The sequence below is a fragment of the Halopseudomonas nanhaiensis genome, from assembly GCF_020025155.1.
Taxonomy (GTDB): domain Bacteria; phylum Pseudomonadota; class Gammaproteobacteria; order Pseudomonadales; family Pseudomonadaceae; genus Halopseudomonas; species Halopseudomonas nanhaiensis.
In genome coordinates this window covers 2,072,218-2,095,669 of sequence record NZ_CP073751.1, presented here as the reverse complement: position 1 = coordinate 2,095,669, position 23,452 = coordinate 2,072,218, and the positions used below count along the sequence as shown (strand labels likewise).

The following is a 23,452-nucleotide window of genomic DNA, read 5'->3' as shown; positions in this document are numbered from 1 at the left end:
GAGCGGCTTACTCCGCAGTCGGCTCGACAGGGGCGTCTGCCTGGGGAGCGGGCTCGATCGCTGCAGCGAAATGCTTCTGCGAAAAGGCCATCCGCTCTTCGGGTGACTCGGTACGTCCCGCTTTCTTCAATGCGGCGATGTGATGCTCGACGATGTGGCAGCGCTTTGTCAGTCCGTCATCATTGGCGATCTGGATGTTCAGGCCTGGACGGGCGTTGAGCTCCAGGATCAGCGGGCCCTTGTCCTGATCTAGAACAAGGTCGACGCCGATGTAACCCAGGCCAGACAGCTCATAGCAACGGGTCGCCAGGAGCATGAACCCGTCCCAGTCCGGTAACTGCACACCATCAACGGGATTGGTGGTATCGGGGTGCTTGGTGATCTTGCTGTTCAGCCAGGTGCCCTTCAACGTCAGTCCCGTCGCCAGATCCACACCTACACCGATTGCTCCCTGGTGCAGGTTTGCCTTGCCGCCCGACTGACGCGTGGGCAGACGCAGCATGGCCATGACCGGGTAGCCCATGAGCACGATGATGCGGATATCCGGCACGCCTTCGTAGCTGATGCTCTTGAAGATCGGATCGGGCGTCACGCGGTACTCGATCAGAGCGCGATCACGGTGACCGCCGAGGGAAAACAGCCCTGAAAGAATGCTCGAGACATGGTGCTCGATTTCTTCGTGGCTGATGATTTTCCCTGACACGGTCTTGTAGCGCCCTTCGAAGCGATCGCCGATTACCATGATGCCGTCACCACCGGCACCCTGGGCCGGCTTGATGACGAAGTCGCGGTAGGGCGCGACGATCTTTTCGAGATCGTCGATGCCCTTTTCGGTTTCAATGATGCCGTACAGGTCCGGCACATGAATGCCGGCGGCAATGGCACGCTCCTTGGTCAGGATCTTGTCGTCCACGACCGGATAGAGGTGCCGCTTGTTGTACTTGAGCACATAGTCCGCGTTGCGGCGGTTGATGCCCATTACGCCAGCCGCACTCAGAGCCTTCCAGGTCTTCCACAGAAACATGTTGTCTCCTCAGCCCTGTTTGGTCAGCGCCTTGAAGCGCATCAGTTCGGTCAGGCGGTAGCCGCGGTAGCGGCCCATGGCGAGCATGAAGCCCACCAGTACCAGCAGAATCGCCGGGAAGGTGAACACGAAGTACGCCAGTTCCGGAATGGTCATCAGCAGATGCGCCAGGGTGGCCGCGATGATGGTGCCAACCGCTACCTTGAACGATGCGGCGCCGCCACGCTCCTCCCAGTTGATCGAGAGACGTTCGATGGTCATGGTCAGGATCACCATCGGGAACAGCGACACTGACAGGGCACGTTCGATGCCTAGCTTATGGCTGAACAGACTGATCACCGCGATGATGATCACAACGAAGGTCAGGACGATGGACAGGCGCGGCAGCATCTGCAGTTTCAGATGCTCGAGATACGAGCGCAGCGACAGGCCCAACGCGGTAATCAAGGTGAAGAGGGCAATGCCCCAGCCCACCTGAGTCTCACGAAATGCCAGCGAAATCAGAACCGGGGTAAAGGTACCCAGCGTCTGAATGCCGATGAGATTGCGCAGTACCAGAATGACCAGGACGCCAATCGGAATCATGATCATCACGCGGTAGACCTGCTGTGCGTGCAGCGGCAGACCGTAGAGGGAATATTCGAGCAGCGCGTTCGAGCTGTTCTCGGTGGTCATCTGCGCCAGGCGCAGCGCGTTCATTTCGCTGTTGTTGATAGTGATATTGAGCTGACCGCGACGGCCGCCATCGATGGCAAACATCGGCTGCGGGCCGACCCACCACACCAACCGGTTGTCGGGGATACCCTGCTGTCCTGTTTCCGGGTGGAAATACAGCCAGTTTTCACCGTTGTGGCTACGCAGCCAGAGCTCGGGCTCCTGGTTGGCCAGCGGCTCCAGGCGAACGGTGTGGACCAGTTCAAGCGGAATGCGCGCGTTGGATAGCAGCACGTCGATGACCCGCGCCTTGCCCATCGGCGAGGTGTCCCCGCCAAGCAACAGGCGGACATTGTCGTCGGTGGTGTCGTTGACGCGGCGAATCGCTTCGGTAATGAATGTTTCGATGTCAGCCGAGTGCTGGCGAATGGGGCTGATCAAGGCGTCGGCCGCGATCTGTTCGGGCCCCTCCAGCTCGATCGGCTCGCGGGGAGCGAGCGGCGGCACCTGCGGCTTTTCGGTGCTGTAGCGCTGTGTCAGGACGAGGCGGTAGTACAGCGCCTGGGTGCCGCTGGAACGTCGGGCCGACCAGGTTACCCGGCGGTTGCCGTCCACCTGGTTGATGCTGACGCCGTAATTGTTCGAGATGAAGCTTTCGTTGAGCGCGGTGTAATCCTGATTCAGCGGTGGAATGAACAGCTGAGCCTTGACCGGCACACCGGCCGTTGCCTGAAATTCAAGCCGGGCATCGAGACTCCAGATGTTGTCCGTCTCGTCCTCGGTAAGCGGGATCTCCAGAATGTAGATCTGGTAGCCAGTAATCAGCAGGCCCAGACTCACCATCAGGGCGATCAGAATCTTCAGGTGCAGGTTGATCGATTGCATATTGTTCTCGGCAACGGTTTTAGGCAGTGCGCGTGCGTGACGTCCTGGCAGCACGAAGCGCAACAGGGCGGCATATTAGCATGTTGCATTGCCGCCTCGTAGTGACTGTGGGAATCTCGATCGAAGGGTTTTACCAAAGTCGAACAAGGACATTGTTGACAATCCACTGGCGGGCCGCGCATCCTTTGCGCTGATTTCCCGGTGGCGGTCCCGCTAATACCCAGAGGTTGTCGACAATTGGCAGATTCGGCCCAGCTTGTTACCTCACAGACGCTGTCGGATGGCGCCTTCGAACGCATCCAGACGGCGATCGTGCAAGGCGACATTCCTCCAGGCGCGCGCATCAGCGAGCAGTTCCTGAGCAGCACGTTCGGTATCGGCCGCGGACCTCTGCGCGAGGCGATTCGGCGACTGGAGGGCCGTCGACTGGTAGTGCGTATCCCGCACGCCGGCGTCCGGGTCGTGTCATTGTCATACGAAGAACTCATCGAGCTGTACCATGTCCGCGAGGCGCTTGAAGGCATGGCCTGTCGGCTCGCCGCGCAAAACATGACGGATGATGAAATTGTCGGCCTGCGCACTGTGCTGGCCGAACATGAACAGCATAGCGGGCTTCGGGCGAATCAGTCCTATTATCAGCAGGAAGGTGATCTAGACCTGCATTATCTTATTATCCAGGGCAGCAAGAATCGCACCTTGAGCGACATGCTCTGTGGTGACCTCTATCACCTGGTGCGGATGTACCGCTACAGGTTCTCGTCGACGCCCAAGCGTCCGCAACAGGCTTTCGCCGAACATCACCGAATCATCGAAGCCATCGCCGATCGCGATGGCGAACTCGCGGAAATGCTCATGCGCCGGCATATCAGCGCATCGCGCCGCAACATCGAGCGTCGCCTGCTGGAGCAGGATGACCCATCGCTTTCCTCAGGAGGACATTGCTGATGTCAAAGACCCCGGGCCAACGCTTCCGCGATGCGGTTGCCGAAGAACATCCCTTGCAGGTGGTGGGCGCCATCAACGCCAACCACGCACTTCTCGCCAAGCGCGCCGGTTTCAGGGCGATCTACCTTTCCGGAGGCGGCGTGGCCGCCGGCTCGCTGGGCCTGCCCGATCTGGGGATTTCCGGGTTGGACGATGTGCTCACGGACGTGCGTCGCATTACCGACGTCTGCGACCTGCCACTGCTCGTCGACGTCGATACCGGCTTTGGCTCCAGCGCCTTCAACGTGGCGCGTACGGTGAAGTCGATGATCAAGTTCGGTGCGGCGGCGATGCATATCGAGGATCAGGTCGGCGCCAAGCGCTGCGGGCACCGCCCCAATAAGGAGATCGTCTCCCAGCAGGAGATGGTCGATCGCATCAAGGCCGCCGTCGATGCCCGGACCGATGATAGCTTCGTCATCATGGCACGTACCGATGCGCTCGCAGTCGAAGGACTCAATGCAGCACTCGACCGCGCTGCCGCCTGTGTGGAAGCCGGTGCCGATATGGTGTTCCCTGAGGCGATCACCGAACTCGACATGTACAGGACCTTTGCTGACCGCGTGAAAGCGCCGATTCTGGCAAACATCACCGAATTCGGCTCCACTCCTTTATATACGACCGACGAGCTCGCCTCGGCCGACGTCTCGCTGGTGCTGTATCCGCTGTCGGCGTTCCGCGCCATGAACAAGGCCGCGGAGAACGTCTACACCGCGATCCGCCGCGACGGAACGCAGAAGAATGTGATCGACACCATGCAGACCCGAATGGAGCTGTACGATCGGATCGACTATCACGATTACGAACAGAAGCTCGACGCACTGTTCGCGCAGAAAAAATCCTGAGCGGGCACGGCCCACCTCTTTGCAAGGAGAATGAACATGGCAGAAGCAAAAGTACTCAGCGGGGCAGGTCTGCGCGGCCAGGTCGCTGGCAAGACCGCGTTGTCGACCGTTGGCAAGTCGGGCTCGGGCCTGACATATCGCGGTTACGACGTGAAGGACCTAGCCGAGACCTGCCAGTTCGAGGAAGTGGCCTATCTGATTCTCAAGGGTCAACTGCCGAACCAGGCTGAACTCGATAGCTACAAGGCAAAGCTCAAATCGCTGCGCACGCTGCCGCAGGCGCTCAAGGAAGTGCTCGAACGCATCCCTAAGGATGCTCACCCGATGGACGTCATGCGCACCGGCGCGTCGATGCTCGGCAACCTTGAGACCGAAGCGGATTTCAGTCAGCAGCAAGACGCGACCGACCGCCTGCTCGCAGTGTTCCCGTCGATTATCTGTTACTGGTATCGCTTCAGCCATGATGGCGTGCGGATCGACGAGAACACCGATGATGATTCGATCGGCGGTCATTTCCTGCACATGCTGCGTGGTGAAAAGCCCAGCGCGCTTCACGAAAAGGTGATGCACGTTTCGCTGATTCTCTATGCAGAGCATGAATTCAACGCGTCGACCTTCACAGCGCGCGTCTGCGCCTCGACGCTCTCGGACATGCACAGCTGCGTAACGGGCGCCATCGGCTCCCTGCGCGGGCCGCTGCACGGCGGTGCCAACGAGGCGGCGATGGACATGATCGAGCGCTTCAAGAGCCCGGAACATGCCGAAGAGGAAATGATGGGCATGTTGCAGCGCAAGGAAAAGATCATGGGCTTCGGTCATGCGATCTACAGCACCTCGGACCCGCGTAACGAGATCATCAAGCAGTGGTCGGAAAAGCTCGCCCAGGATGTTGGTGACACCGTGTTGTACCCGGTTTCGGTTCGCTGCGAAGAAGTCATGTGGCGTGAAAAGAAGCTGTTCTGCAACGCCGACTTCTTCCATGCCTCGGCCTACCATTTCATGGGCATCCCGACCAAGCTGTTCACCCCGATCTTCGTGATGAGCCGCCTGACTGGCTGGGCTGCGCACGTGATGGAGCAGCGCGCAGACAACCGCATCATTCGTCCGAGCGCCGAATATACCGGGCCGGAGATGCGTGCGGTCGAGCCGATCGAAAAGCGCTAAAGGCTGGCGTCGGTGAGATTGGAGTCAGGTGGCGTTGCCGACCGCCTGTTCCAGACACGCTGTGGATACGTCCCTGTACGCTCGGCGATGCCCATCCCTGGGCATCGCCGGTCTGAAACAGTCGATCGACAACGCCACCCAACGCAGCGTGCAGCTTCGACGTCTCGGAACCCTTATTTTAGAGCAGCGCTCCTAGGCAGCTGTCTCTCAACGACCTGATGAGCCTGATAAACCATGAACACTGAATACCGCAAGAAGCTCCCAGGCACAGACCTGGACTACTTCGATACCCGAGAGGCGGTTGAAGCCATCGAACCCGGCGCCTATGACGGTTTGCCGTACACCTCGCGCGTACTCGCGGAGAACCTTGTGCGCCGCTGCGATCCGGCCACGCTGACCGAATCGCTCAAGCAGCTCATCGAACGCCGCCGCGACCTGGACTTTCCCTGGTACCCGGCACGGGTGGTGTGTCACGACATCCTGGGCCAGACCGCGCTGGTTGACCTGGCGGGGCTGCGCGATGCCATTGCCGAGCGGGGCGGTGACCCGGCGAAGGTCAATCCGGTGGTGCCGGTTCAACTGATCGTTGACCATTCACTGGCAGTCGAATGCGGCGGCTTCGATCCGCAGGCATTCGAGAAGAATCGCGCGATCGAAGATCGCCGTAACGAAGACCGCTTCCATTTCATCGACTGGACCAAGTACGCCTTCGAGAACGTCGATGTGATCCCCCCGGGCAACGGCATCATGCACCAGATCAACCTGGAAAAGATGTCACCTGTCATTCAGGCGCGCGATGGCGTCGCCTTTCCGGACACCTGCGTCGGTACTGACAGTCACACCCCGCATGTCGACTCGCTCGGCGTCATCGCCATCGGTGTAGGCGGGCTGGAGGCTGAAAGCGTCATGCTCGGCCGCGCGTCCTGGATGCGACTGCCGGACATCACCGGCGTCGAGTTGACCGGCCGGCCACAGCCGGGCATCACCGCAACCGATATCGTGTTGGCGCTGACCGAGTATCTGCGCAAGGAAAAGGTCGTCGGTGATTATCTCGAGTTCTGTGGTGAAGGTGCCGCGTCGCTGACCCTCGGCGACCGGGCCACTATTTCCAACATGGCGCCGGAATACGGCGCCACGGCGGCGATGTTCTTCATCGATCAGCAAACCATCGACTACCTGCGTCTGACCGGTCGCGAAGAAGAGCAGATCAAGCTGGTCGAGACCTATGCCAGGCACACCGGCCTCTGGGCCGACAGCTTGAAAGGTGCTCGCTACGAGCGGATGTTGCGCTTTGATCTGTCCAGCGTCGTGCGCAACATGGCAGGACCTTCCAACCCGCACGCCCGTGTCGCCACAAGCGACCTGGCTGCGCGCGGCATCGCCGGCAAGTGGGACGAAACAGACGGCGAAATGCCTGACGGCGCGGTCATCATTGCTGCGGTAACCAGCTGCACCAACACCAGTAATCCGCGTAACGTGATCGCTGCAGGTCTCCTCGCACGCAAGGCCAACGAGCTCGGCCTGACCCGTAAGCCCTGGGTCAAGTCTTCCCTGGCACCCGGTTCGAAAGCCGTGCAGCTGTATCTGGACGAGGCGGGCCTGACCGATGAACTGGAAAAGCTCGGGTTCGGCATCGTCGCCTTCGCCTGCACCACTTGTAACGGCATGTCCGGCGCGCTGGATCCCGATATCCAGAAAGAAATTCTGGACCGCGACCTGTATGCCACCGCCGTCCTGTCTGGCAACCGCAACTTCGACGGGCGGATTCATCCCTACGCCAAGCAGGCGTTCCTCGCTTCGCCGCCGCTGGTCATCGCCTATTCGATCGCCGGGACCATTCGCTTCGATATCGAGAAGGATGTGCTCGGCGTGGCGGATGGCCGCGAAATCCGCCTGAAGGATATCTGGCCGACCGATGAAGAGATCGACGCGGTGGTGAAGGCATCGGTCAAGCCTGAGCATTTCCGTCAGGTGTATATCCCGATGTTCGATATTCACCGTGACACCAGCAATATCGTGGAGCCGCTCTACGAATGGCGTCCGATGAGTACATATATTCGCCGCCCGCCATACTGGGAAGGAGCGCTGGCTGGTGAACGCTCCCTCAAGGGCATGAGGCCGCTGGCGGTGCTGGGCGACAATATCACCACCGATCATCTCTCACCGTCGAACGCGATCCTGATGGACAGCGCCGCGGGCGAGTACCTGCACAAAATGGGTCTGCCGGAAGAGGACTTCAACTCCTATGCAACCCACCGCGGCGACCACCTCACTGCCCAGCGAGCGACCTTCGCCAATCCGAAGTTGCTCAATGAGATGGTGATGGACGAGCACGGCAAGGTGAAACAGGGCTCGCTGGCGCGCATCGAGCCGGAAGGCAAGGTCACGCGCATGTGGGAAGCCATCGAGACCTATATGGAGCGCAAGCAACCGCTGATCATTATTGCCGGGGCAGACTATGGTCAGGGTTCTTCGCGTGATTGGGCGGCCAAGGGTGTTCGGCTGGCTGGTGTCGAAGCGATCGCCGCAGAGGGGTTCGAGCGCATTCATCGTACCAATCTGATTGGCATGGGCGTGTTGCCGCTGGAGTTCAAGCCGGGCACGACTCGCAAGACACTGGATATCGACGGTACTGAAGTATTCGACGTACTGGGCGACCGCACTCCGCGCGCGGAACTTACCCTGGTAATCAACCGCAAGAACGGCGAGCGAGTAGAAGTACCGGTGACCTGTCGACTGGATACAGCGGAAGAGGTGTCCATCTATAACGCCGGTGGTGTGCTGCAGCGCTTTGCCAACGACTTCCTCGAAGCCGAGGCGCAAGCCTGAGGCGCAACCAGGCCTGGCCGGCGGACGACTCTGCGGCCAGGCCAACTCACGCATCAACAGAGGATAGGATTCATGCCTCACGCACCCCAGATTCGCATTCCCGCCACCTACATGCGCGGTGGCACGAGCAAAGGCGTATTCTTCCGACTGGAAGACCTGCCCGAGCGCGCCCGGGTACCGGGTCAGGCGCGGGATAACCTGCTCATGCGCGTCATCGGCAGCCCGGATCCGTACGCCAAACAGATCGACGGGATGGGCGGGGCCACGTCCAGTACCAGCAAGACGGTGATCGTCAGCCGCAGCAGCCAGCCCGACCATGACGTCGATTACCTGTTCGGCCAGGTGTCCATCGATAGCGCCTTTGTCGACTGGAGCGGCAACTGCGGAAACCTGTCGTCTGCGGTGGGTCCGTTCGCGATCGCCTCCGGGATGGTCGATGCCTCGCGCGTACCGCACAACGGCCTGGCGACGGTGCGCATCTGGCAGGCGAACATCCGCAAGACCATTATCGCGCATGTCCCGATCACCGACGGCGAGGTACAGGAAACCGGTGATTTCGAGTTGGACGGGGTGACCTATCCGGCGGCCGAGGTGCAAATAGAGTTTGTCGATCCGGCCGACGAGGGGGAAGGCGAGGGCGGTGGTTCGATGTTTCCAACCGGCAACCTCATGGATGACCTGGAGGTGCCGGACGTCGGTACCCTGAAGGCGACCATGATCAATGCCGGCATTCCCACAATCTTCGTCAGCGCCGAAGAAATTGGCTACAGCGGGACCGAATTGCAGGAAGCCGTCAATGGCGACACGGCGGCGCTGGCGCGCCTAGAAAAGATCCGTGCCTATGGCGCCGTTCGCATGGGCCTGTTCAGGCATATCGATGAGGCGCTCAAGCGTCAGCACACGCCCAAGGTCGCTTTCGTGGCTCCGCCGGCAGATTATGTTTCCTCGAGTGGCAAGCAGGTGCAGGCAGCGGAGGTTGATCTGCTGGTACGCGCGATGTCCATGGGCAAGCTGCATCACGCGATGATGGGAACCGCTGCCGTGGCAATCGGCACCGCGGCAGCCATTCCCGGCACGCTGGTAAATCAGGTCGCTGGCGGCGGTCTGCCTGCATCGGTGCGCTTCGGGCATCCTTCGGGGACGCTGCGCGTCGGCGCTCAGGCCATCGAGCAGGACGGCGTCTGGACCGTTACCAAGGCAAGCATGAGCCGCAGTGCGCGGGTGCTGATGGAAGGGTGGGTGCGCATTCCTGGCGACGCGTTCTGATCGGCTTGTGGCCTTCGATTATCTCGACCTGGAGTATTCGCAATGAATCTTGATCTTAGCGGCAGGCGCGCTCTGGTGTGTGGCGCCAGCCAGGGGCTGGGAGCTGCTTGCGCCCACCAGCTTGCCAGTCAGGGCGCAACAGTTGTGGTGCTGGCGCGCACGGCTGACAAGCTCAGGGAAGTGAGCCGGCAGCTTCCTGCCGCTCAGGGCCAGCGTCACGGCTTCATAGCGGTGGATGCGAGTGACCCTGCTGCACTGGTTGATGCCGTTCGGCAGGAAATCGATCGCGGCGGCGCGTTCCATATCTGGATAAACAATACCGGCGGGCCTGCACCAGGCCCCGCCCATCTCGCAGACCCCACAGCCTACGCGGCGGCGTTCACTCAGCATCTGGTAGCTGCGCAGTCGCTGCTCCAGCAACTGCTTCCCGGCATGCGCGAGGCTGGCTACGGTCGCATCGTCAACGTGTTGTCGACCTCGGTGAAGCAGCCTATCGCCAATCTCGGTGTATCGAACACGATGCGAGCAGCTGTCGCCAACTGGGCCAAGACCCTGGCAGGCGAACTGGCTGCAGAGGGCCTTACTGTCAACAACGTACTGCCGGGCTTGACCCGTACTGCTCGCCTGGACAGTCTGATAGCTCATATCGCTCAGACAACCGGTCGCAGCGTGGAACAGGTCACTGCGGGCATGCTGGCGAGTATCCCCGCCAGACGCTTCGCTGAGCCGCAGGAGTTCGCCAATGCGGTTGGATTTCTTGCATCGCCGGCTGCGGCGTTCATCAACGGCGTAAACGTGCCGGTAGATGGCGGCAGCACCGGGAACCTCTAGCCGCTGAGGCGCTTGCGCAGGGTGCCGGAGGCCGGCACCCGCGTGGCGTCAATCGTGCAAGTGTTCGCACGCGTGAAGCGTGTTCTCGAGTAGACAGGCGCGCGTCATCGGGCCCACACCGCCCGGCACGGGCGTGATCCACGCTGCCCTTTCCGCCGCTGGGGCAAACTCCACGTCGCCGCACAGCCGCCCGTCTTCCATACGATTGATGCCTACGTCGATGACGATAGCGCCGGGTTTGATCCACTCACCCTTGACCAATCCCGGTTTGCCCGCGGCCACTACCACCAGATCCGAGCGACGCACGTGATCTGCCAGATCTCGGGTAAATCGGTGCGTGACCGTGGTGGTGCAGCCGCCAAGCAGTAATTCCAGCGCCATAGGGCGTCCGACGATGTTCGATGCGCCAACAACGGTGGCGTCCAGCCCGTAGAGATCAACGCCGGTGCTCTTGAGCAGACGCATGATGCCAAGCGGGGTGCAGGGACGTAGCAGCGGCATGCGCTGGGCAAGTCGGCCGATGTTGTAGGGGTGGAAACCGTCAACGTCCTTGTCCGGACGGATACGCTCGAGGAGCAGGGAAGCGTCCAGATGCGCAGGAAGCGGCAGTTGAACCAGGATACCGTCGATCTCGGGATCCTCGTTGAGCGCATCGATCAGACCCAGAAGTGTGTTCTGGCTGGTGTCCGCGGGCAGGTCGTGCGACCGGGAAATAAAGCCTACCTCCTCGCAATCCTTGCGCTTGTGCGAGACATAGACCTGAGAGGCAGGGTCCTGGCCCACCAGAATCACTGCCAGGCCGGGTATCCGCAGGCCCTGATCCTGGCGGACTCTGACGTGTGCGGCGATCTCCTTGCGCAGGCTGGCGGCGATCTGCTTTCCATCGATGAGTTTGGCGTTCATTGGGTTCCTGACGCAGACAAAAGAATGCGGGAATTGTCGCATGGCGGGGGCACAGGCAAAAGGGTGCAGCCGGCTCGATGCATAACTTCCTCAAATATCTAAAAAAAATGCGGATGCGCCGTTGACGTGCCGGAAGTGGCTGAGTATGATTCGCCCCGCTTCACAAACACAGCGATACCGGTTTGGAAGGCGACCAAGCTTCACCGTCTATTCGGGCTTCGGCTTGCATGACGGACATTTTCAGATACCCTTGCGGGATTCGTGAATGTGCTCAAGGCGCCCGTAGCTCAGCTGGATAGAGCATCCGCCTTCTAAGCGGATGGTCGCAGGTTCGAGTCCTGCCGGGCGTGCCATGGCACAATCGTCTGGAAACATGAAGCAAGAGTAATGGTGGGCGTAGCTCAGTCGGTAGAGCACAGGATTGTGGCTCCTGGTGTCGTGGGTTCGATCCCCATCGTCCACCCCATTTCTCGGCACGCCAGACTTCGGTCTGGCGTTGTCATTTTCAGTACCCCTGCAGTACCGTGTTGCGGACGTGGTGGAATTGGTAGACACACCAGATTTAGGTTCTGGCGCCGCAAGGTGTGAGAGTTCGAGTCTCTCCGTCCGCACCATCTTTTCGTGCTCTGTTTTCTCGACGCTTCCTAGCTTCTCCCTATGCTTGCAGTCCTTGCGCATCGCCTCTGTAGGCCGCTCCGTGGCCGTTAGCCGACATAACGCTCGCGCGGGCATTGTCGCGATGATGACTTATGGATGGCAAGCGACTAGAATGTCGTCCCTTTAGAATTCGCCCAATTACTCTGTTCTGTTCAACGAGGACTATCCATGCAAGTTTCGGTTGAAACCACCTCCGGCCTTGAGCGCCGCATGACTGTTGGCATTCCTGCCGAGCGCATCGAAAACGAAGTCAACAAGCGTCTGCAGCAAACCGCCAGCCGTGCTCGTGTCGATGGTTTCCGCCCCGGCAAGGTGCCGATGAGCGTCATCCGCAAGCGTTTCGGTGGCTCCGCGCGTCAGGAAGTGATTGGTGAGGTGATTCAGTCCTCGTTCTATGAAGCAGTCATGCAGGAAAAGCTGAATCCTGCCGGCGCGCCAAGCGTCGAGCCCAAGCAGCTTGAAGAAGGCAAGGACTTCGAATACGTTGCCACCTTCGAGGTGTATCCGGAAGTCAAGTTGGCTGATTTCAGCGCCATCTCGGTCGAGCGTGTCGAATCGGACGTGACTGATGCAGACGTCGAAAAGATGCTCGACATCCTGCGCAAGCAGAACACCTCGTTCGAAAACGTCGACCGTGCTGCACAGGACGGCGATCAGCTGACTGTCGATTTCACCGGTCGTATCGACGGCGAGGCATTCCAGGGCGGCACCGCGAGCAACACTCAGATTGTCCTCGGATCGGGTCGCATGATCCCGGGCTTCGAAGACGGCCTGGTCGGTGCGAAGGCCGGAGAATCCCGTACGCTGAGCGTCACCTTCCCCGAGGATTACCAGAATCTTGAGCTCGCCGGTAAGGCCGCGGAGTTCGAGGTCATGGTCCATGCTGTTGCAGAGCCGGCGCTGCCGGAACTCAACGATGAGTTCTTCGCCCGGTTCGGCGTAGAAGAGGGTGGCCTGGAAGGTTTCCGCGCCGAAGTTCGCAAGAACATGGAGCGCGAACTGCGTCAGGCGATCAAGTCCAAGACCAAGACCCAGGTTATGGACGGTCTGCTGGCCACCAATGACGTCGATGTGCCGAAATCGCTGATCAGCAGCGAGATCGATCGTCTGCGTCAGCAGGCTGTGCAGCAGTTCGGCGGCGCCAATATCAAGCCCGAGCAATTGCCCGCTGAGCTGTTCGAGGAACAGGCCAAGCGCCGTGTCAGCCTGGGTCTGATCGTCGCCGAAGTGGTCAAGCAGAACGACATCAAGCCGGACAATGATCGCGTACGCAGCATGGTTGAGGACCTGGCTTCTGCTTACCAGGAACCGCAGCAGGTGATCAATTGGTACTACCAGAACGAGCAGCAACTGGCGGAAATTCAGTCGGTTGTGCTGGAAGAGCAAGTGGTGGATACTGTGTTGCAGAAGGCTAAGGTAACTGATAAGCAGGTTGCCTACGAAGACGCCGTCAAGCCTGCCCAGCCCGCTGGGGCACAGGGTGGCGAGGCGGAAAGCAGCGCTGACGAGTAATCTCGTCGCTCAATTACGCAGCGCATGAGCCAGCCTTCGGGCTGGCTCTCGTGTTTCTGCGACAGGCTAATCGGAGTGACATCAATCCATGACCCATAACAGCTTTACCCAGTTTCCGCCGGATATTCAGGCTGCAGGTGGTCTGGTTCCAATGGTTGTTGAGCAGTCTGCGCGGGGCGAGCGCTCCTACGACATCTACTCGCGCCTGCTCAAGGAGCGGGTGATCTTTCTGGTGGGTCAGGTCGAGGACTACATGGCCAATCTGGTCGTGGCGCAGTTGCTCTTCCTCGAGTCGGAAAATCCTGACAAGGATATTCACCTGTACATCAACTCGCCGGGCGGGTCGGTCACTGCCGGGATGGCGATCTACGACACCATGCAGTTCATCAAGCCGGACGTCAGCACCCTGTGCATCGGTCAGGCCTGCAGCATGGGTGCGTTCCTGCTGACCGGCGGTACCGCGGGCAAGCGTTTCAGTCTGCCGCATTCGCGCCTGATGATTCACCAGCCGCTGGGCGGCTTCCAGGGCCAGGCTTCGGACATCGAGATTCATGCGCGCGAGATTCTCTTCATCCGCGAGCGTCTGAATCAGATCATGGCACACCACACTGGCCAACCACTTGATGTGATCGCTCGTGATACTGATCGGGATCGCTTCCTGAGCGCGACCGAGGGTGTCGAATATGGTTTGATCGATCGTGTTCTGGACAACCGAGCGGTGCTCGGCTGACCGATACCGTCCATCGTCTGACATGGGGGCCGCGCACCGCGAGGCCCCTGTTTTCCCGCTTTTCAGCGTTGGAAAGCGGGCCGCATTGACTGGGTCGAGCTTGCAAACCGGCGCATATGCCTTCATCTTTGTTTCAAGAGCGACTGTAAGTAGGGGTTTTCAATGACCGATATGACTGGGAAGGGTGACGATAGCGGCAAGCTGCTGTATTGCTCCTTCTGCGGCAAGAGCCAGCATGAAGTGCGCAAGCTGATTGCCGGCCCCTCCGTGTTTATCTGTGACGAGTGTGTTGACCTGTGCAACGACATCATTCGTGAGGAAGTGCAGGACAGCCAGGCCGAAACCAGCGGGCACAAGCTGCCTTCGCCAAAGGAAATCAGCGGCATTCTGGATCAGTACGTCATCGGCCAGCTGCGCGCGAAAAAAATTCTGTCGGTTGCCGTGTACAACCATTACAAGCGCCTTAATCAGCGTGAAGGCAAGGACGAGGTTGAACTCGGCAAGAGCAATATCCTGGTCATTGGTCCTACCGGTTCAGGCAAGACGCTGCTGGCCGAGACGCTGGCCCGTCTGCTCAACGTGCCTTTCACCATCGCTGATGCGACTACGCTGACCGAAGCTGGCTATGTCGGTGAAGATGTCGAGAACATCATCCAGAAGCTGTTGCAGAAGTGCGACTACGATGTTGAAAAGGCGCAGATGGGTATCGTCTATATCGACGAAATCGACAAGATCTCGCGCAAGTCGGACAACCCCTCGATCACGCGTGACGTGTCGGGTGAGGGCGTTCAGCAGGCCTTGCTGAAGCTGATTGAGGGCACCGTGGCATCGGTGCCGCCGCAGGGTGGCCGCAAGCATCCGCAGCAGGAGTTCCTGCAGGTCGATACGCGCAACATCCTGTTCATCTGTGGTGGGGCCTTTGCCGGTCTGGAAAAGGTCATCCGCGACCGTTCCGAGAAGAGCGGCATCGGTTTCAACGCGTCTGTCCGTAGCAAGGACGAGGGGAAGAAGGTCGGTGAAGCGCTGAAGGACGTTGAGCCGGAGGATCTGGTGCGTTTCGGTCTGATTCCGGAGTTCGTCGGGCGCCTTCCGGTTATCGCGACGCTTGACGAGCTGGATGAAGCCGCGCTGATGCAGATTCTGACCGAGCCGAAAAACTCGCTCACCAAGCAGTACGCGAAGTTGTTCGAAATGGAAGACGTCGAACTGGAATTCCGCCCCGACGCGCTGAAAGCGGTTGCGCACAAGGCGCTGGAACGCAAGACGGGCGCCCGTGGATTGCGCTCCATTCTCGAAAACGTCCTGCTCGATACCATGTACGAGATTCCGTCGGCAGAACACGTCAGCAAGGTTGTAATCGATGAGAACGTGATCAATGGTGACGCCAAGCCGCTGATGATCTATGAATCAATGGAGCAGCCGCCCAAGGCTATTCCGGAAGACTGATTCGCTCCGCTGTCCCGTCAGCGCGGCCTCGGCCGCGCTGACGACTGTCGTGTTTTGTCTGCCCAGGTGTTCCACGTTGTGTTGCAGCATGTGAGGCGGCTTGTTTTTTGTCCCCACTGCCCCCATCTTTGATCCAAGAACATTTCTATTACGGGTGTGCGCGAGCGTGACACCCCCTGCGAGCGAGTTCCTGCCATGACGACTCCCAGCGACTTTCCCTTACTCCCCCTGCGCGATGTGGTGGTCTACCCCCACATGGTCATTCCTCTCTTCGTCGGCCGGGAACGGTCCATCGAGGCCCTCGAGGCGGCCATGTCCGGCGACAAGCAGGTTCTGCTGGTCGCTCAGCGCAATCCAGCTGACGACGACCCCGGGCGCGCGGAGCTCTATGGCTTGGGTACCGTTGCGACGATCCTGCAGTTACTCAAGCTGCCCGATGGGACCGTCAAGGTGTTGGTGGAAGGCGAGCAGCGCGCGCGCATCGCTAGCATGCGTGAAGAAGATGGCTATCAGTTGGCTTCCGCCGAATTGCTCAGCGAAGCGGCCCTGGATGAACGCGAAGGCGAAGTGCTGGTTCGCAGTCTCATGAGCCAGTTCGAGCAATTCGTACAGTTGGGCAAGAAGGTGCCAGCGGAGGTGGTTTCGTCCCTGTCGAGTATCGAGGAGCCGAGCCGTCTGGTTGACACCATGGCCGCGCACCTCACGCTCAAGCTTGAGCAGAAGCAGGAAATCCTGGAGATCCTGCCGCTGCGAGAGAGAGTCGAACACGTCCTCGGTGTGCTGGACGGAGAGATCGACCTGTTGCAGGTGGAAAAGCGTATCCGTGGGCGGGTCAAGAAGCAGATGGAGCGCAGCCAACGCGAGTACTACCTCAATGAGCAGATGAAAGCCATTCAGAAGGAAATGGGCGGGCTTGATGACAGCGGCGGCGAGCTGGAAGATCTGAAGAAGAAGATCGATGACGCCGGCATGTCCGAGGAAGCGCAGGCGAAGGCCATGGCAGAGCTCAACAAGCTCAAGATGATGTCACCGATGTCGGCGGAAGCCACGGTCGTTCGTTCCTATATCGACTGGCTGAGCAATGTTCCCTGGAAAAAGGCCAGCAAGGTCCGCAACGACCTCGATCATGCCGAGCAGGTTCTGGAGGCCGATCACTATGGCCTCGACGAGGTAAAGGAGCGGATTCTGGAATACCTCGCCGTGCAAAAGCGTGTTCGCAAGCTCAAGGGTCCGGTTCTATGCCTGGTTGGACCACCCGGCGTGGGCAAGACCTCACTGGGTGAGTCGCTTGCGCGGGCCACCAACCGCAAGTTTGTGCGCATGGCTCTGGGCGGGGTACGCGACGAGGCCGAAATTCGCGGGCATCGTCGGACCTACATCGGTTCCTTGCCGGGCAAATTGATTCAGAAAATGACCAAGGCCGGGGTCCGCAACCCGCTGTTCCTGCTCGACGAGATCGACAAGATGGGGCAGGACATGCGAGGCGACCCGTCGTCGGCGCTGCTGGAGGTGCTCGATCCCGAGCAGAATCACGCCTTCAACGACCACTATCTTGAAGTGGATTACGATCTGTCGGACGTGATGTTCATCTGCACGTCGAACTCTATGAATATTCCCGCGCCGCTGCTTGACCGCATGGAGGTCATCCGGATACCGGGGTACACGGAGGACGAAAAGGTCAACATCGCCCAGCGGTATCTGGTGCCCAAGCAGGTCAAGAATAACGGGTTGAAGAAGGACGAGCTGGTATTCGACGGAGACTCGATCCGGTCGATCATTCGCTATTACACACGCGAGGCTGGCGTACGGGGCCTCGAGCGGCAGATCGCCAAGCTCTGTCGCAAGGTGGTCAAGCAGCAGGTCGGCAAGGGCAAGGGTAAAGCTGAGCCGGTTGTCCTCAACGAGCCCCTCATCGAAGAATTCCTCGGCGTTCGCAAGTTCAAGTACGGCCTGGCCGAAGAGTCGGATCAGGTCGGCCAGGTGACGGGTCTGGCCTGGACGCAGGTTGGCGGTGAATTGTTGCACCTGGAGGCCGTTGCCGTCCCGGGCAAGGGCCGCCAGATCAAGACCGGGTCGCTCGGCGACGTTATGCAGGAGTCCATCAGCGCGGCGCTCACGGTCGTGCGTAGCCGTGCCGCCAGCCTTGGCATTGCTGCAGACTTCCATGAGAAGCACGACCTGCATATCCACGTTCCCGAGGGCGCCACGCCGAAGGATGGCCCCAGCGCCGGTGTCGGCATGTGTACCGCTCTGGTCTCGGCATTGACCAACATACCGGTGCGTGCCGAGGTCGCGATGACCGGGGAGATAACCTTGCGCGGACAGGTCCTTCCCATCGGCGGGCTGAAGGAAAAACTGCTGGCTGCACACCGTGGCGGGATTCGTACTGTAGTCATTCCGCATGACAACGTGCGGGACCTCAAGGAAATTCCCGAGAACATCAAGAAGGACCTGGACATCAAACCGGTCAAATGGATTGACGAAGTGTTGCAGATTGCGCTGCAATACGCCCCGGAGCCATTGCAGGAAAGGGTTGAAGAGATGGCTGCAAAGGATGACAATCGCGATGCTGACGCTAAGGAGCGAATCAGCACGCACTGAATGTGACGCCGGTCAAATCCGCAGGTGAGAGGGCTTTCTGATTTGACCGCCGGGGCATAAGCATTCCTTGACATGGTTTTTGGGCCCTTGATATAAAGCGTGCTTCGACCCAAGCAGGTATGCTGACTGGCTACAGCTTTGCTTAAGACCAAAAGCTTACATAACGACTAACAAACTCATTTATTGGATAAAGGGGACTTAGAGTGAACAAGTCTGAATTGATCGATGCCATCGCTGCATCCGCGGATATCCCGAAAGCTGCTGCCGGTCGTGCTCTTGACGCCGTCATCGAATCCATCACTGGCGCTCTGAAGGATGGCGATTCGGTTGTTCTGGTTGGTTTCGGTACTTTCGCCGTCAAGGAACGCGCCGCTCGTACCGGCCGTAACCCGCAGACTGGCAACCCGATCGAGATCAGTGCTGCCAAGATCCCCGGTTTCAAGGCTGGTAAGGCACTGAAGGACGCAGTCAACTGATTGCGCCCTGACTGAAAGGGCGTGTGACGTGAAAGTTGGTCAGATGTATCCGGAGCCAACACCGGCACAGGATCTCCAGAAGATCCGGACCGATTTCTGAGAGTTCACGGCCCGTCAGTCCCAAGAAGGCGCATCAACTACGATGCGCCTTTTTTGTTTCCGGACGGTTTCCGGAGCTAATACAAGACAGCAGGACCGCCGCCACAGGGCAGGGCGGACAATTTTGGGGGCATGATGCTGCAAACAATGCGGGACAATGCGCAGAGCTGGGTCGCCAAGGTGATCGTCGGCGTCATTGTGCTGATATTCGCCTTGACCGGCTGGGAGTCGATCAGCCGTTTCACGAGCGACGAAGACAAGGCTGCCGACGTCAACGACATCACCATCACCCGGGCGGAGCTGGAGCAATCTGCATCGCTGCAGCGTCGCCAGCTGGTTGAGCAGATGCGTCAGATGGGCAACGACATCGACCCCAGCATGATCGACGAAAATCTGCTGCGTGCTTCAGTGCTCGATAGTCTGATCGAGCGAGCGCTGTTGATCGACGCAGCACAGAGCGCGGATCTGCAGATCACCGAGGGCATGATCGACCAGCTCATTCTGTCCACACCGGATTTCCAGGCAAATGGCGAATTCGATGCCAATCGGTTCGACGCTGCCATTCGCAATATGGGGCTGGGCTCGAGAATGGCGTTCCGTGATCTGGTTCGTCAGGAACTGCTGCTCGCCCAGTATCGCAACGCGTTCCAGGCAACGGCGTTCGCCACGCCTGCAGAGAATGAGCGCCTTGCTCGTCTGGAGAACCAGACCCGCGACTTTTCGGTGATTGAAGTGCCGTTGCAGAATGATGGCATCGAGGTCAGCGAAGAGGAAGCCAAGGCCTATTATGAAGAGAACACGCAACGCTTCATGACCGCAGAGAAGGTGGTGCTGGAGACGCTGACGCTGTCGCGTAGTGATTATTTCGACGAGGTTGCAGTAGATGAAGAGGCGCTCGAAGCGTTGTATCAGCGCGAGATCGGCAATCTCAGCGAGCAGCGCCGCGCATCGCACATCCTGTTCGAGGTGAACGACGAGACTACCGAAGAAGAAGCGTTGGAACAGGCACAGGCGGTTCGTCAGCAGCTGGAGCAGGGTGACGAGTTCGACGCACTGGCCGAGCAACACTCCGACGATCCCGGCAGCGCCAGTCAGGGTGGAGACCTGGGCTTCACTGCACGCGGCGACTTCGATGAGGCCTTTGACGAAGCACTATTTGCGCTGGACGTCGGAGATGTCTCCGACCCGGTGCTGACGACCTACGGTTATCACCTGATCAAACTGACCGAAGCCAAGGCGCCCGACGTACCATCACTCGATGAAATGCGGCCGCGTCTGGTGGAAGAGCTGAAGACCGAGCAGGTGGAGCGGCGGTTCGTCGAGGCAACGCAGGAGCTTGCCAATCTGGCCTACGAGTCCTCGGATCTTGAACAGCCTGCGCGCGAGCTGGGCCTCGAAATCGAAACCGTCGGTCCGGTCGAGCGGTCCGGAGGAGAGGGGATCACTGCCAACCCGCGAATCATGATGGCCGCGTTTGACGAGGAGGTGCTGGTCGAAGGGCGCAACAGCCAGCCGATTGAGCTCGATGCGGAAACCGTCGTGGTATTGCGGGTCAAGGATCATCAGCAACCGCGCCAGCGCCCGTTGGACGAAGTGCGTGCGGAGGTGGAGGACCTTGTTCGTTATCGCAAGGCCACCGAGGAGACCGAGCAGCTTGCAGAGACCCTCGTAGCCCGGATGCGCAGTGGCGAACAGGATCAACAGGCAGTCGCTGAGCAACTCTCCACCAGTTGGGAGCGCCACGAGGCGGTGGGTCGTTCCTCCAATTCTCTGCCCGCTGGTCTTGTGCGCAGTGTGTTCGCACTGCCTCGGCCTACGGAGAACGAGGAGGTATATGGCCAGGTGCGTCAGACTGACGGTTCACGTTGGCTGGTTCGGCTCACCGGGGTAGCCACGCCGATCGATGCAGCTGAGGAAGCCAGCAACGAGGCGTATCAGCAGTTTGTTAGCGGTCAGACCGGCGACCAGGACTTCTCCGCGGTTCAGGAGCACCTGCGCGAGCAGGCCGAGATAGAGCGTTACTGATCGAGCAGCAGCCGGTGAAAGCCGGCGCGCCGCCAAAAAAAAAGCCGCATGAGCGGCTTTTTTTTATTGCGGGCGGGCCTACTCTTCGAGGTTGCCCATGGCAGTGATATTGAAACCGCCATCCACATACATGATTTCGCCGGAAATGCCCGAGGCGAGGTCTGAGCAGAGAAACGCGCCAGCGTTGCCGACCTCATCGATGGTCACGTTGCGGCGCATTGGTGTCTGGCGTTCGTTATGCGAGAGCATCTTGCGGAAGCTCTTGATGCCTGATGCCGCCAGCGTGCGAATGGGACCTGCGGATACCGCGTTGACCCGAGTGCCTTCCGGACCAAGGCTGGTAGCCAGATAGCGCACGCCTGCTTCAAGGCTGGCTTTGGCCATGCCCATCACGTTGTAGTTGGGCATGGTACGTTCTGCACCGAGATACGACAGCGTCAACAAGCTGCCGTTACGTCCTTTCATCATGCCGCGACCGGCCTTGGCCAGGGCGACGAAGCTGTAGGCGCTGATGTCATGTGCGATGCGGAAGCCTTCCCGGGTCGTCACGTCGGTAAAGTCTCCGTCGAGTTGATCGCCCGGAGCGAACCCCACTGAATGCACGATGCAATCCAACCCATCCCATTTCTTGCCCAGCTCAACGAATACCTGTTCGATTTCGGCGTCGTCAGCAACGTCGCAGGGAAAGCACAGCTCCGGGCCCGAGCCCCACTCGCTGGCAAATCCCTCGACCCGAGCCTTGAGCTTTTCATTCTGATAGGTAAAGGCGAGTTCGGCACCTTCCCGATACATTGCTGCGGCGATGCCCGAGGCGATTGACAGCTTGCTGGCTACGCCAACGATGAGGACGCGTTTACCGGTGAGAAATCCCATGCTTGGTTCCTATGCTGGGCCTGTTTCGTCAGGCCGTGTTGTGTTCGACCGGGTGGGCAAAAGCCGCTTCGAGTAACTGGCGAGTATAGCCATGTTGTGGCGAAGCGAATATTTCCTGCGCCGGCCCCTGTTCTACGATCTCGCCATGACGTATCACCATCAGCTGATGGCTGAGCGCCCTGACCACCGCGAGGTCGTGGCTGATAAACAGATAGCTCAGATTGTGCCTGTGCTGCAGATCACGCAACAGTTCGACCACCTGACCCTGTACTGTCCGGTCCAGCGCCGATGTTGGCTCGTCCAGCAGAATCAGCGAAGGCTTCAGCACCAGTGCTCGCGCGATAGCCACGCGCTGACGCTGGCCGCCTGAGAACTCGTGCGGATACCGGTGGCGACTCTCTGGGTCCAGACCTACCTCTTCCAGAGCCTGTATCACCATCTGCTCACGTTCCTGGGCAGTGCCGATACGGTGAATCTGCAGTCCCTCACTGATGATCTGCGCAATCGACATTCGCGGACTCAGGCTGCCGTACGGATCCTGGAAAACCACCTGAAACTGCCGGCGCATCGGACGCACGGCGTTCTGGCTCAGACCATCCAGACGCTGTCCGTTGCACTCGATCAGTCCCTGGCTTTCCACCAGACGCAACAATGCCATGCCTAGCGTGGTCTTCCCCGAACCGCTTTCTCCAACGATGCCCAGCGTCTGCCCCTGCTGCAGGGAGAAGCTCGCATCCGTGACTGCCTTCACGTGATCGACGACCCGCTTGAGCACACCCTGTCGGATCGGAAACCAGACCCGCAGATCTTCGGCCCGCAGTATCGTTGGCGCGCTCAAGTCGGCGGGCACCGGATCGCCAGAGGGGTCCGCGGCGAGCAGTTGCCGTGTGTACTCATGTCGAGGGTCGGCAAAGAGCGTTGCACAATCATTTTCTTCGACGACGCGACCCTGATACATGACACATACGCGATGCGCGATACGGCGCACCAGATTGAGGTCGTGGCTGATCAACAGCAGCGCCATACCGAGTTTCTGCTGCAGCGATTTGAGCAACTCGAGAATTTTCAGCTGCACCGTGACATCCAGTGCCGTTGTGGGCTCATCGGCAATCAGCAGCTCCGGCTCGTTGGCCAGAGCCATGGCAATCATCACGCGCTGACGCTGGCCGCCGGAAAGCTCATGGGGATAGGCCTTGAGTCGGCTGGCAGGGTCGGGGATGCCCACCAGATCAAGCAGCTCCAGCGTGCGCGCACGCGCGGCAGCCTTGTCCAGGCCCTTGTGCAGGAACAGCACTTCGTTGATCTGACGCTCGATCGAATGCAGGGGATTCAGTGAAGACATCGGCTCCTGGAAAATCATCGAGATCCGGTTTCCGCGGACCTGTCGCAGGCGCTTGTCATCGGCAGCAAGCAGGTTTTCGCCGTGATAGAGGATCTCGCCAGTGGGGTGACGTGCGGTATTAGCCGGCAGCAGGCGAAGGATCGAATGCGCCGTCACCGACTTGCCGGAGCCGCTTTCACCCACCAATGCGACGGTCTGGCCAGGGTGTATGTCGAGGCTGACGCCCTTGACCGCGAGCGTTTCCTCCCGCTCCGAGGTGAAGGCAACACTGAGATTGTCGATGCGTATCAGAGGCTGATCGGGCAT

General features: G+C 59.7%; 17 protein-coding genes and 3 tRNA genes. 15 read left to right on the top strand and 5 right to left on the bottom strand.

Annotated elements, in window-relative coordinates:
• Window positions 1-7 precede the first annotated feature (7 nt).
• Together KEM63_RS09445 and rloB are read right to left on the bottom strand one after the other, a co-directional pair.
• Window positions 8-1,024: an alpha-L-glutamate ligase-like protein gene (locus tag KEM63_RS09445; protein WP_223651018.1), complete on the bottom strand. Its 1,017-nt coding sequence runs from the start codon at window positions 1,022-1,024 to the stop codon at window positions 8-10.
• A gap of 9 nt (window positions 1,025-1,033) precedes the next feature.
• Window positions 1,034-2,563: an osmotic stress tolerance membrane protein RloB gene (gene rloB / locus KEM63_RS09440; protein ID WP_223651016.1), complete on the bottom strand. Its 1,530-nt coding sequence runs from the start codon at window positions 2,561-2,563 to the stop codon at window positions 1,034-1,036.
• Window positions 2,564-2,800: 237 nt separating this feature from the next.
• Here rloB and KEM63_RS09435 point away from each other — a divergent pair, with 237 nt between their 5' ends.
• From KEM63_RS09435 to KEM63_RS09410, 6 genes are all read left to right on the top strand, one after another.
• Window positions 2,801-3,508: a GntR family transcriptional regulator gene (locus KEM63_RS09435; RefSeq protein WP_223651013.1), complete on the top strand. Its 708-nt coding sequence runs from the start codon at window positions 2,801-2,803 to the stop codon at window positions 3,506-3,508.
• On the top strand, window positions 3,508-4,392 hold the full coding sequence (gene prpB / locus KEM63_RS09430; RefSeq protein WP_223651011.1) for a methylisocitrate lyase: 885 nt from the start codon (window positions 3,508-3,510) through the stop codon (window positions 4,390-4,392). The genes KEM63_RS09435 and prpB overlap by 1 nt, the downstream gene beginning before the upstream one ends.
• Before the next feature lie 36 nt (window positions 4,393-4,428).
• Window positions 4,429-5,556, top strand: a complete 1,128-nt coding sequence (gene prpC / locus KEM63_RS09425; RefSeq protein ID WP_223651009.1) for a bifunctional 2-methylcitrate synthase/citrate synthase — start codon at window positions 4,429-4,431, stop codon at window positions 5,554-5,556.
• Window positions 5,557-5,790: 234 nt separating this feature from the next.
• Window positions 5,791-8,385, top strand: coding sequence for a Fe/S-dependent 2-methylisocitrate dehydratase AcnD (gene acnD / locus KEM63_RS09420; protein WP_223651008.1), 2,595 nt, complete (start codon window positions 5,791-5,793; stop codon window positions 8,383-8,385).
• A gap of 72 nt (window positions 8,386-8,457) precedes the next feature.
• Window positions 8,458-9,651, top strand: a complete 1,194-nt coding sequence (gene prpF / locus KEM63_RS09415; RefSeq protein ID WP_223651003.1) for a 2-methylaconitate cis-trans isomerase PrpF — start codon at window positions 8,458-8,460, stop codon at window positions 9,649-9,651.
• 42 nt (window positions 9,652-9,693) lie between these two features.
• Window positions 9,694-10,482: an SDR family oxidoreductase gene (locus KEM63_RS09410; RefSeq protein ID WP_223651001.1), complete on the top strand. Its 789-nt coding sequence runs from the start codon at window positions 9,694-9,696 to the stop codon at window positions 10,480-10,482.
• Between the two features lie 48 nt (window positions 10,483-10,530).
• Here KEM63_RS09410 and folD read toward each other — a convergent pair whose 3' ends face one another.
• Entirely contained in the window at window positions 10,531-11,385 is an 855-nt protein-coding gene (folD, locus tag KEM63_RS09405; RefSeq protein WP_223650999.1) for a bifunctional methylenetetrahydrofolate dehydrogenase/methenyltetrahydrofolate cyclohydrolase FolD, read from the bottom strand.
• Window positions 11,386-11,661: 276 nt separating this feature from the next.
• Here folD and KEM63_RS09400 point away from each other — a divergent pair.
• The 9 genes from KEM63_RS09400 to KEM63_RS09360 all read left to right on the top strand — a co-directional run bounded on the left by KEM63_RS09400 (window position 11,662) and on the right by KEM63_RS09360 (window position 20,931).
• A tRNA-Arg gene (locus KEM63_RS09400) sits at window positions 11,662-11,738 on the top strand.
• Between the two features lie 37 nt (window positions 11,739-11,775).
• Window positions 11,776-11,851 (top strand) — tRNA-His (locus KEM63_RS09395).
• A gap of 63 nt (window positions 11,852-11,914) precedes the next feature.
• Window positions 11,915-11,999, top strand: a tRNA-Leu gene (locus KEM63_RS09390).
• Between the two features lie 211 nt (window positions 12,000-12,210).
• Complete coding sequence (tig, locus tag KEM63_RS09385; protein WP_223650997.1) at window positions 12,211-13,554, top strand: trigger factor; 1,344 nt, start codon at window positions 12,211-12,213, stop codon at window positions 13,552-13,554.
• A gap of 88 nt (window positions 13,555-13,642) precedes the next feature.
• A complete protein-coding gene (gene clpP / locus KEM63_RS09380; protein WP_223650995.1) occupies window positions 13,643-14,284 on the top strand; it encodes an ATP-dependent Clp endopeptidase proteolytic subunit ClpP in 642 nt (213 codons plus the stop codon).
• Between the two features lie 162 nt (window positions 14,285-14,446).
• Entirely contained in the window at window positions 14,447-15,730 is a 1,284-nt protein-coding gene (gene clpX, locus KEM63_RS09375) for an ATP-dependent Clp protease ATP-binding subunit ClpX (protein WP_223650993.1), read from the top strand.
• A gap of 195 nt (window positions 15,731-15,925) precedes the next feature.
• A complete protein-coding gene (lon, locus tag KEM63_RS09370) occupies window positions 15,926-18,331 on the top strand; it encodes an endopeptidase La (RefSeq protein WP_223650990.1) in 2,406 nt (801 codons plus the stop codon).
• A 203-nt stretch (window positions 18,332-18,534) separates the two neighbouring features.
• A complete protein-coding gene (gene hupB, locus KEM63_RS09365; protein WP_223650988.1) occupies window positions 18,535-18,807 on the top strand; it encodes a nucleoid-associated protein HU-beta in 273 nt (90 codons plus the stop codon).
• Window positions 18,808-19,038: 231 nt separating this feature from the next.
• The gene (locus KEM63_RS09360; RefSeq protein ID WP_223650986.1) at window positions 19,039-20,931 is read left to right on the top strand and encodes a SurA N-terminal domain-containing protein; all 1,893 of its coding nucleotides are present in this window, start codon (window positions 19,039-19,041) and stop codon (window positions 20,929-20,931) included.
• Between the two features lie 78 nt (window positions 20,932-21,009).
• Here KEM63_RS09360 and fabI read toward each other — a convergent pair whose 3' ends face one another.
• Both fabI and KEM63_RS09350 read right to left on the bottom strand, forming a co-directional pair.
• On the bottom strand, window positions 21,010-21,804 hold the full coding sequence (gene fabI, locus KEM63_RS09355) for an enoyl-ACP reductase FabI (RefSeq protein ID WP_223650984.1): 795 nt from the start codon (window positions 21,802-21,804) through the stop codon (window positions 21,010-21,012).
• Between the two features lie 28 nt (window positions 21,805-21,832).
• Window positions 21,833-23,452 carry an ABC transporter ATP-binding protein gene (locus KEM63_RS09350; protein ID WP_223650982.1) on the bottom strand — a complete coding sequence of 540 codons (1,620 nt, stop codon included), beginning with the start codon at window positions 23,450-23,452 and terminating at the stop codon, window positions 21,833-21,835.

Bases quoted from the DNA above. Each gene is read 5' to 3' on its own strand.
- lon (WP_223650990.1), top strand. From the start codon at position 15,926: ATGACGACTCCCAGCGACTTTCCCTTACTCCCCCTGCGCGATGTGGTG.
- acnD (WP_223651008.1), top strand. From the start codon at position 5,791: ATGAACACTGAATACCGCAAGAAGCTCCCAGGCACAGACCTGGACTAC.
- KEM63_RS09445 (WP_223651018.1), bottom strand. From the start codon at position 1,024: ATGTTTCTGTGGAAGACCTGGAAGGCTCTGAGTGCGGCTGGCGTAATG.
- KEM63_RS09350 (WP_223650982.1), bottom strand. From the start codon at position 23,452: ATGCCCGATCAGCCTCTGATACGCATCGACAATCTCAGTGTTGCCTTC.
- prpF (WP_223651003.1), top strand. From the start codon at position 8,458: ATGCCTCACGCACCCCAGATTCGCATTCCCGCCACCTACATGCGCGGT.
- fabI (WP_223650984.1), bottom strand. From the start codon at position 21,804: ATGGGATTTCTCACCGGTAAACGCGTCCTCATCGTTGGCGTAGCCAGC.
- clpP (WP_223650995.1), top strand. From the start codon at position 13,643: ATGACCCATAACAGCTTTACCCAGTTTCCGCCGGATATTCAGGCTGCA.
- prpC (WP_223651009.1), top strand. From the start codon at position 4,429: ATGGCAGAAGCAAAAGTACTCAGCGGGGCAGGTCTGCGCGGCCAGGTC.
- tig (WP_223650997.1), top strand. From the start codon at position 12,211: ATGCAAGTTTCGGTTGAAACCACCTCCGGCCTTGAGCGCCGCATGACT.
- folD (WP_223650999.1), bottom strand. From the start codon at position 11,385: ATGAACGCCAAACTCATCGATGGAAAGCAGATCGCCGCCAGCCTGCGC.
- KEM63_RS09410 (WP_223651001.1), top strand. From the start codon at position 9,694: ATGAATCTTGATCTTAGCGGCAGGCGCGCTCTGGTGTGTGGCGCCAGC.
- rloB (WP_223651016.1), bottom strand. From the start codon at position 2,563: ATGCAATCGATCAACCTGCACCTGAAGATTCTGATCGCCCTGATGGTG.
- clpX (WP_223650993.1), top strand. From the start codon at position 14,447: ATGACCGATATGACTGGGAAGGGTGACGATAGCGGCAAGCTGCTGTAT.
- KEM63_RS09360 (WP_223650986.1), top strand. From the start codon at position 19,039: ATGATGCTGCAAACAATGCGGGACAATGCGCAGAGCTGGGTCGCCAAG.
- prpB (WP_223651011.1), top strand. From the start codon at position 3,508: ATGTCAAAGACCCCGGGCCAACGCTTCCGCGATGCGGTTGCCGAAGAA.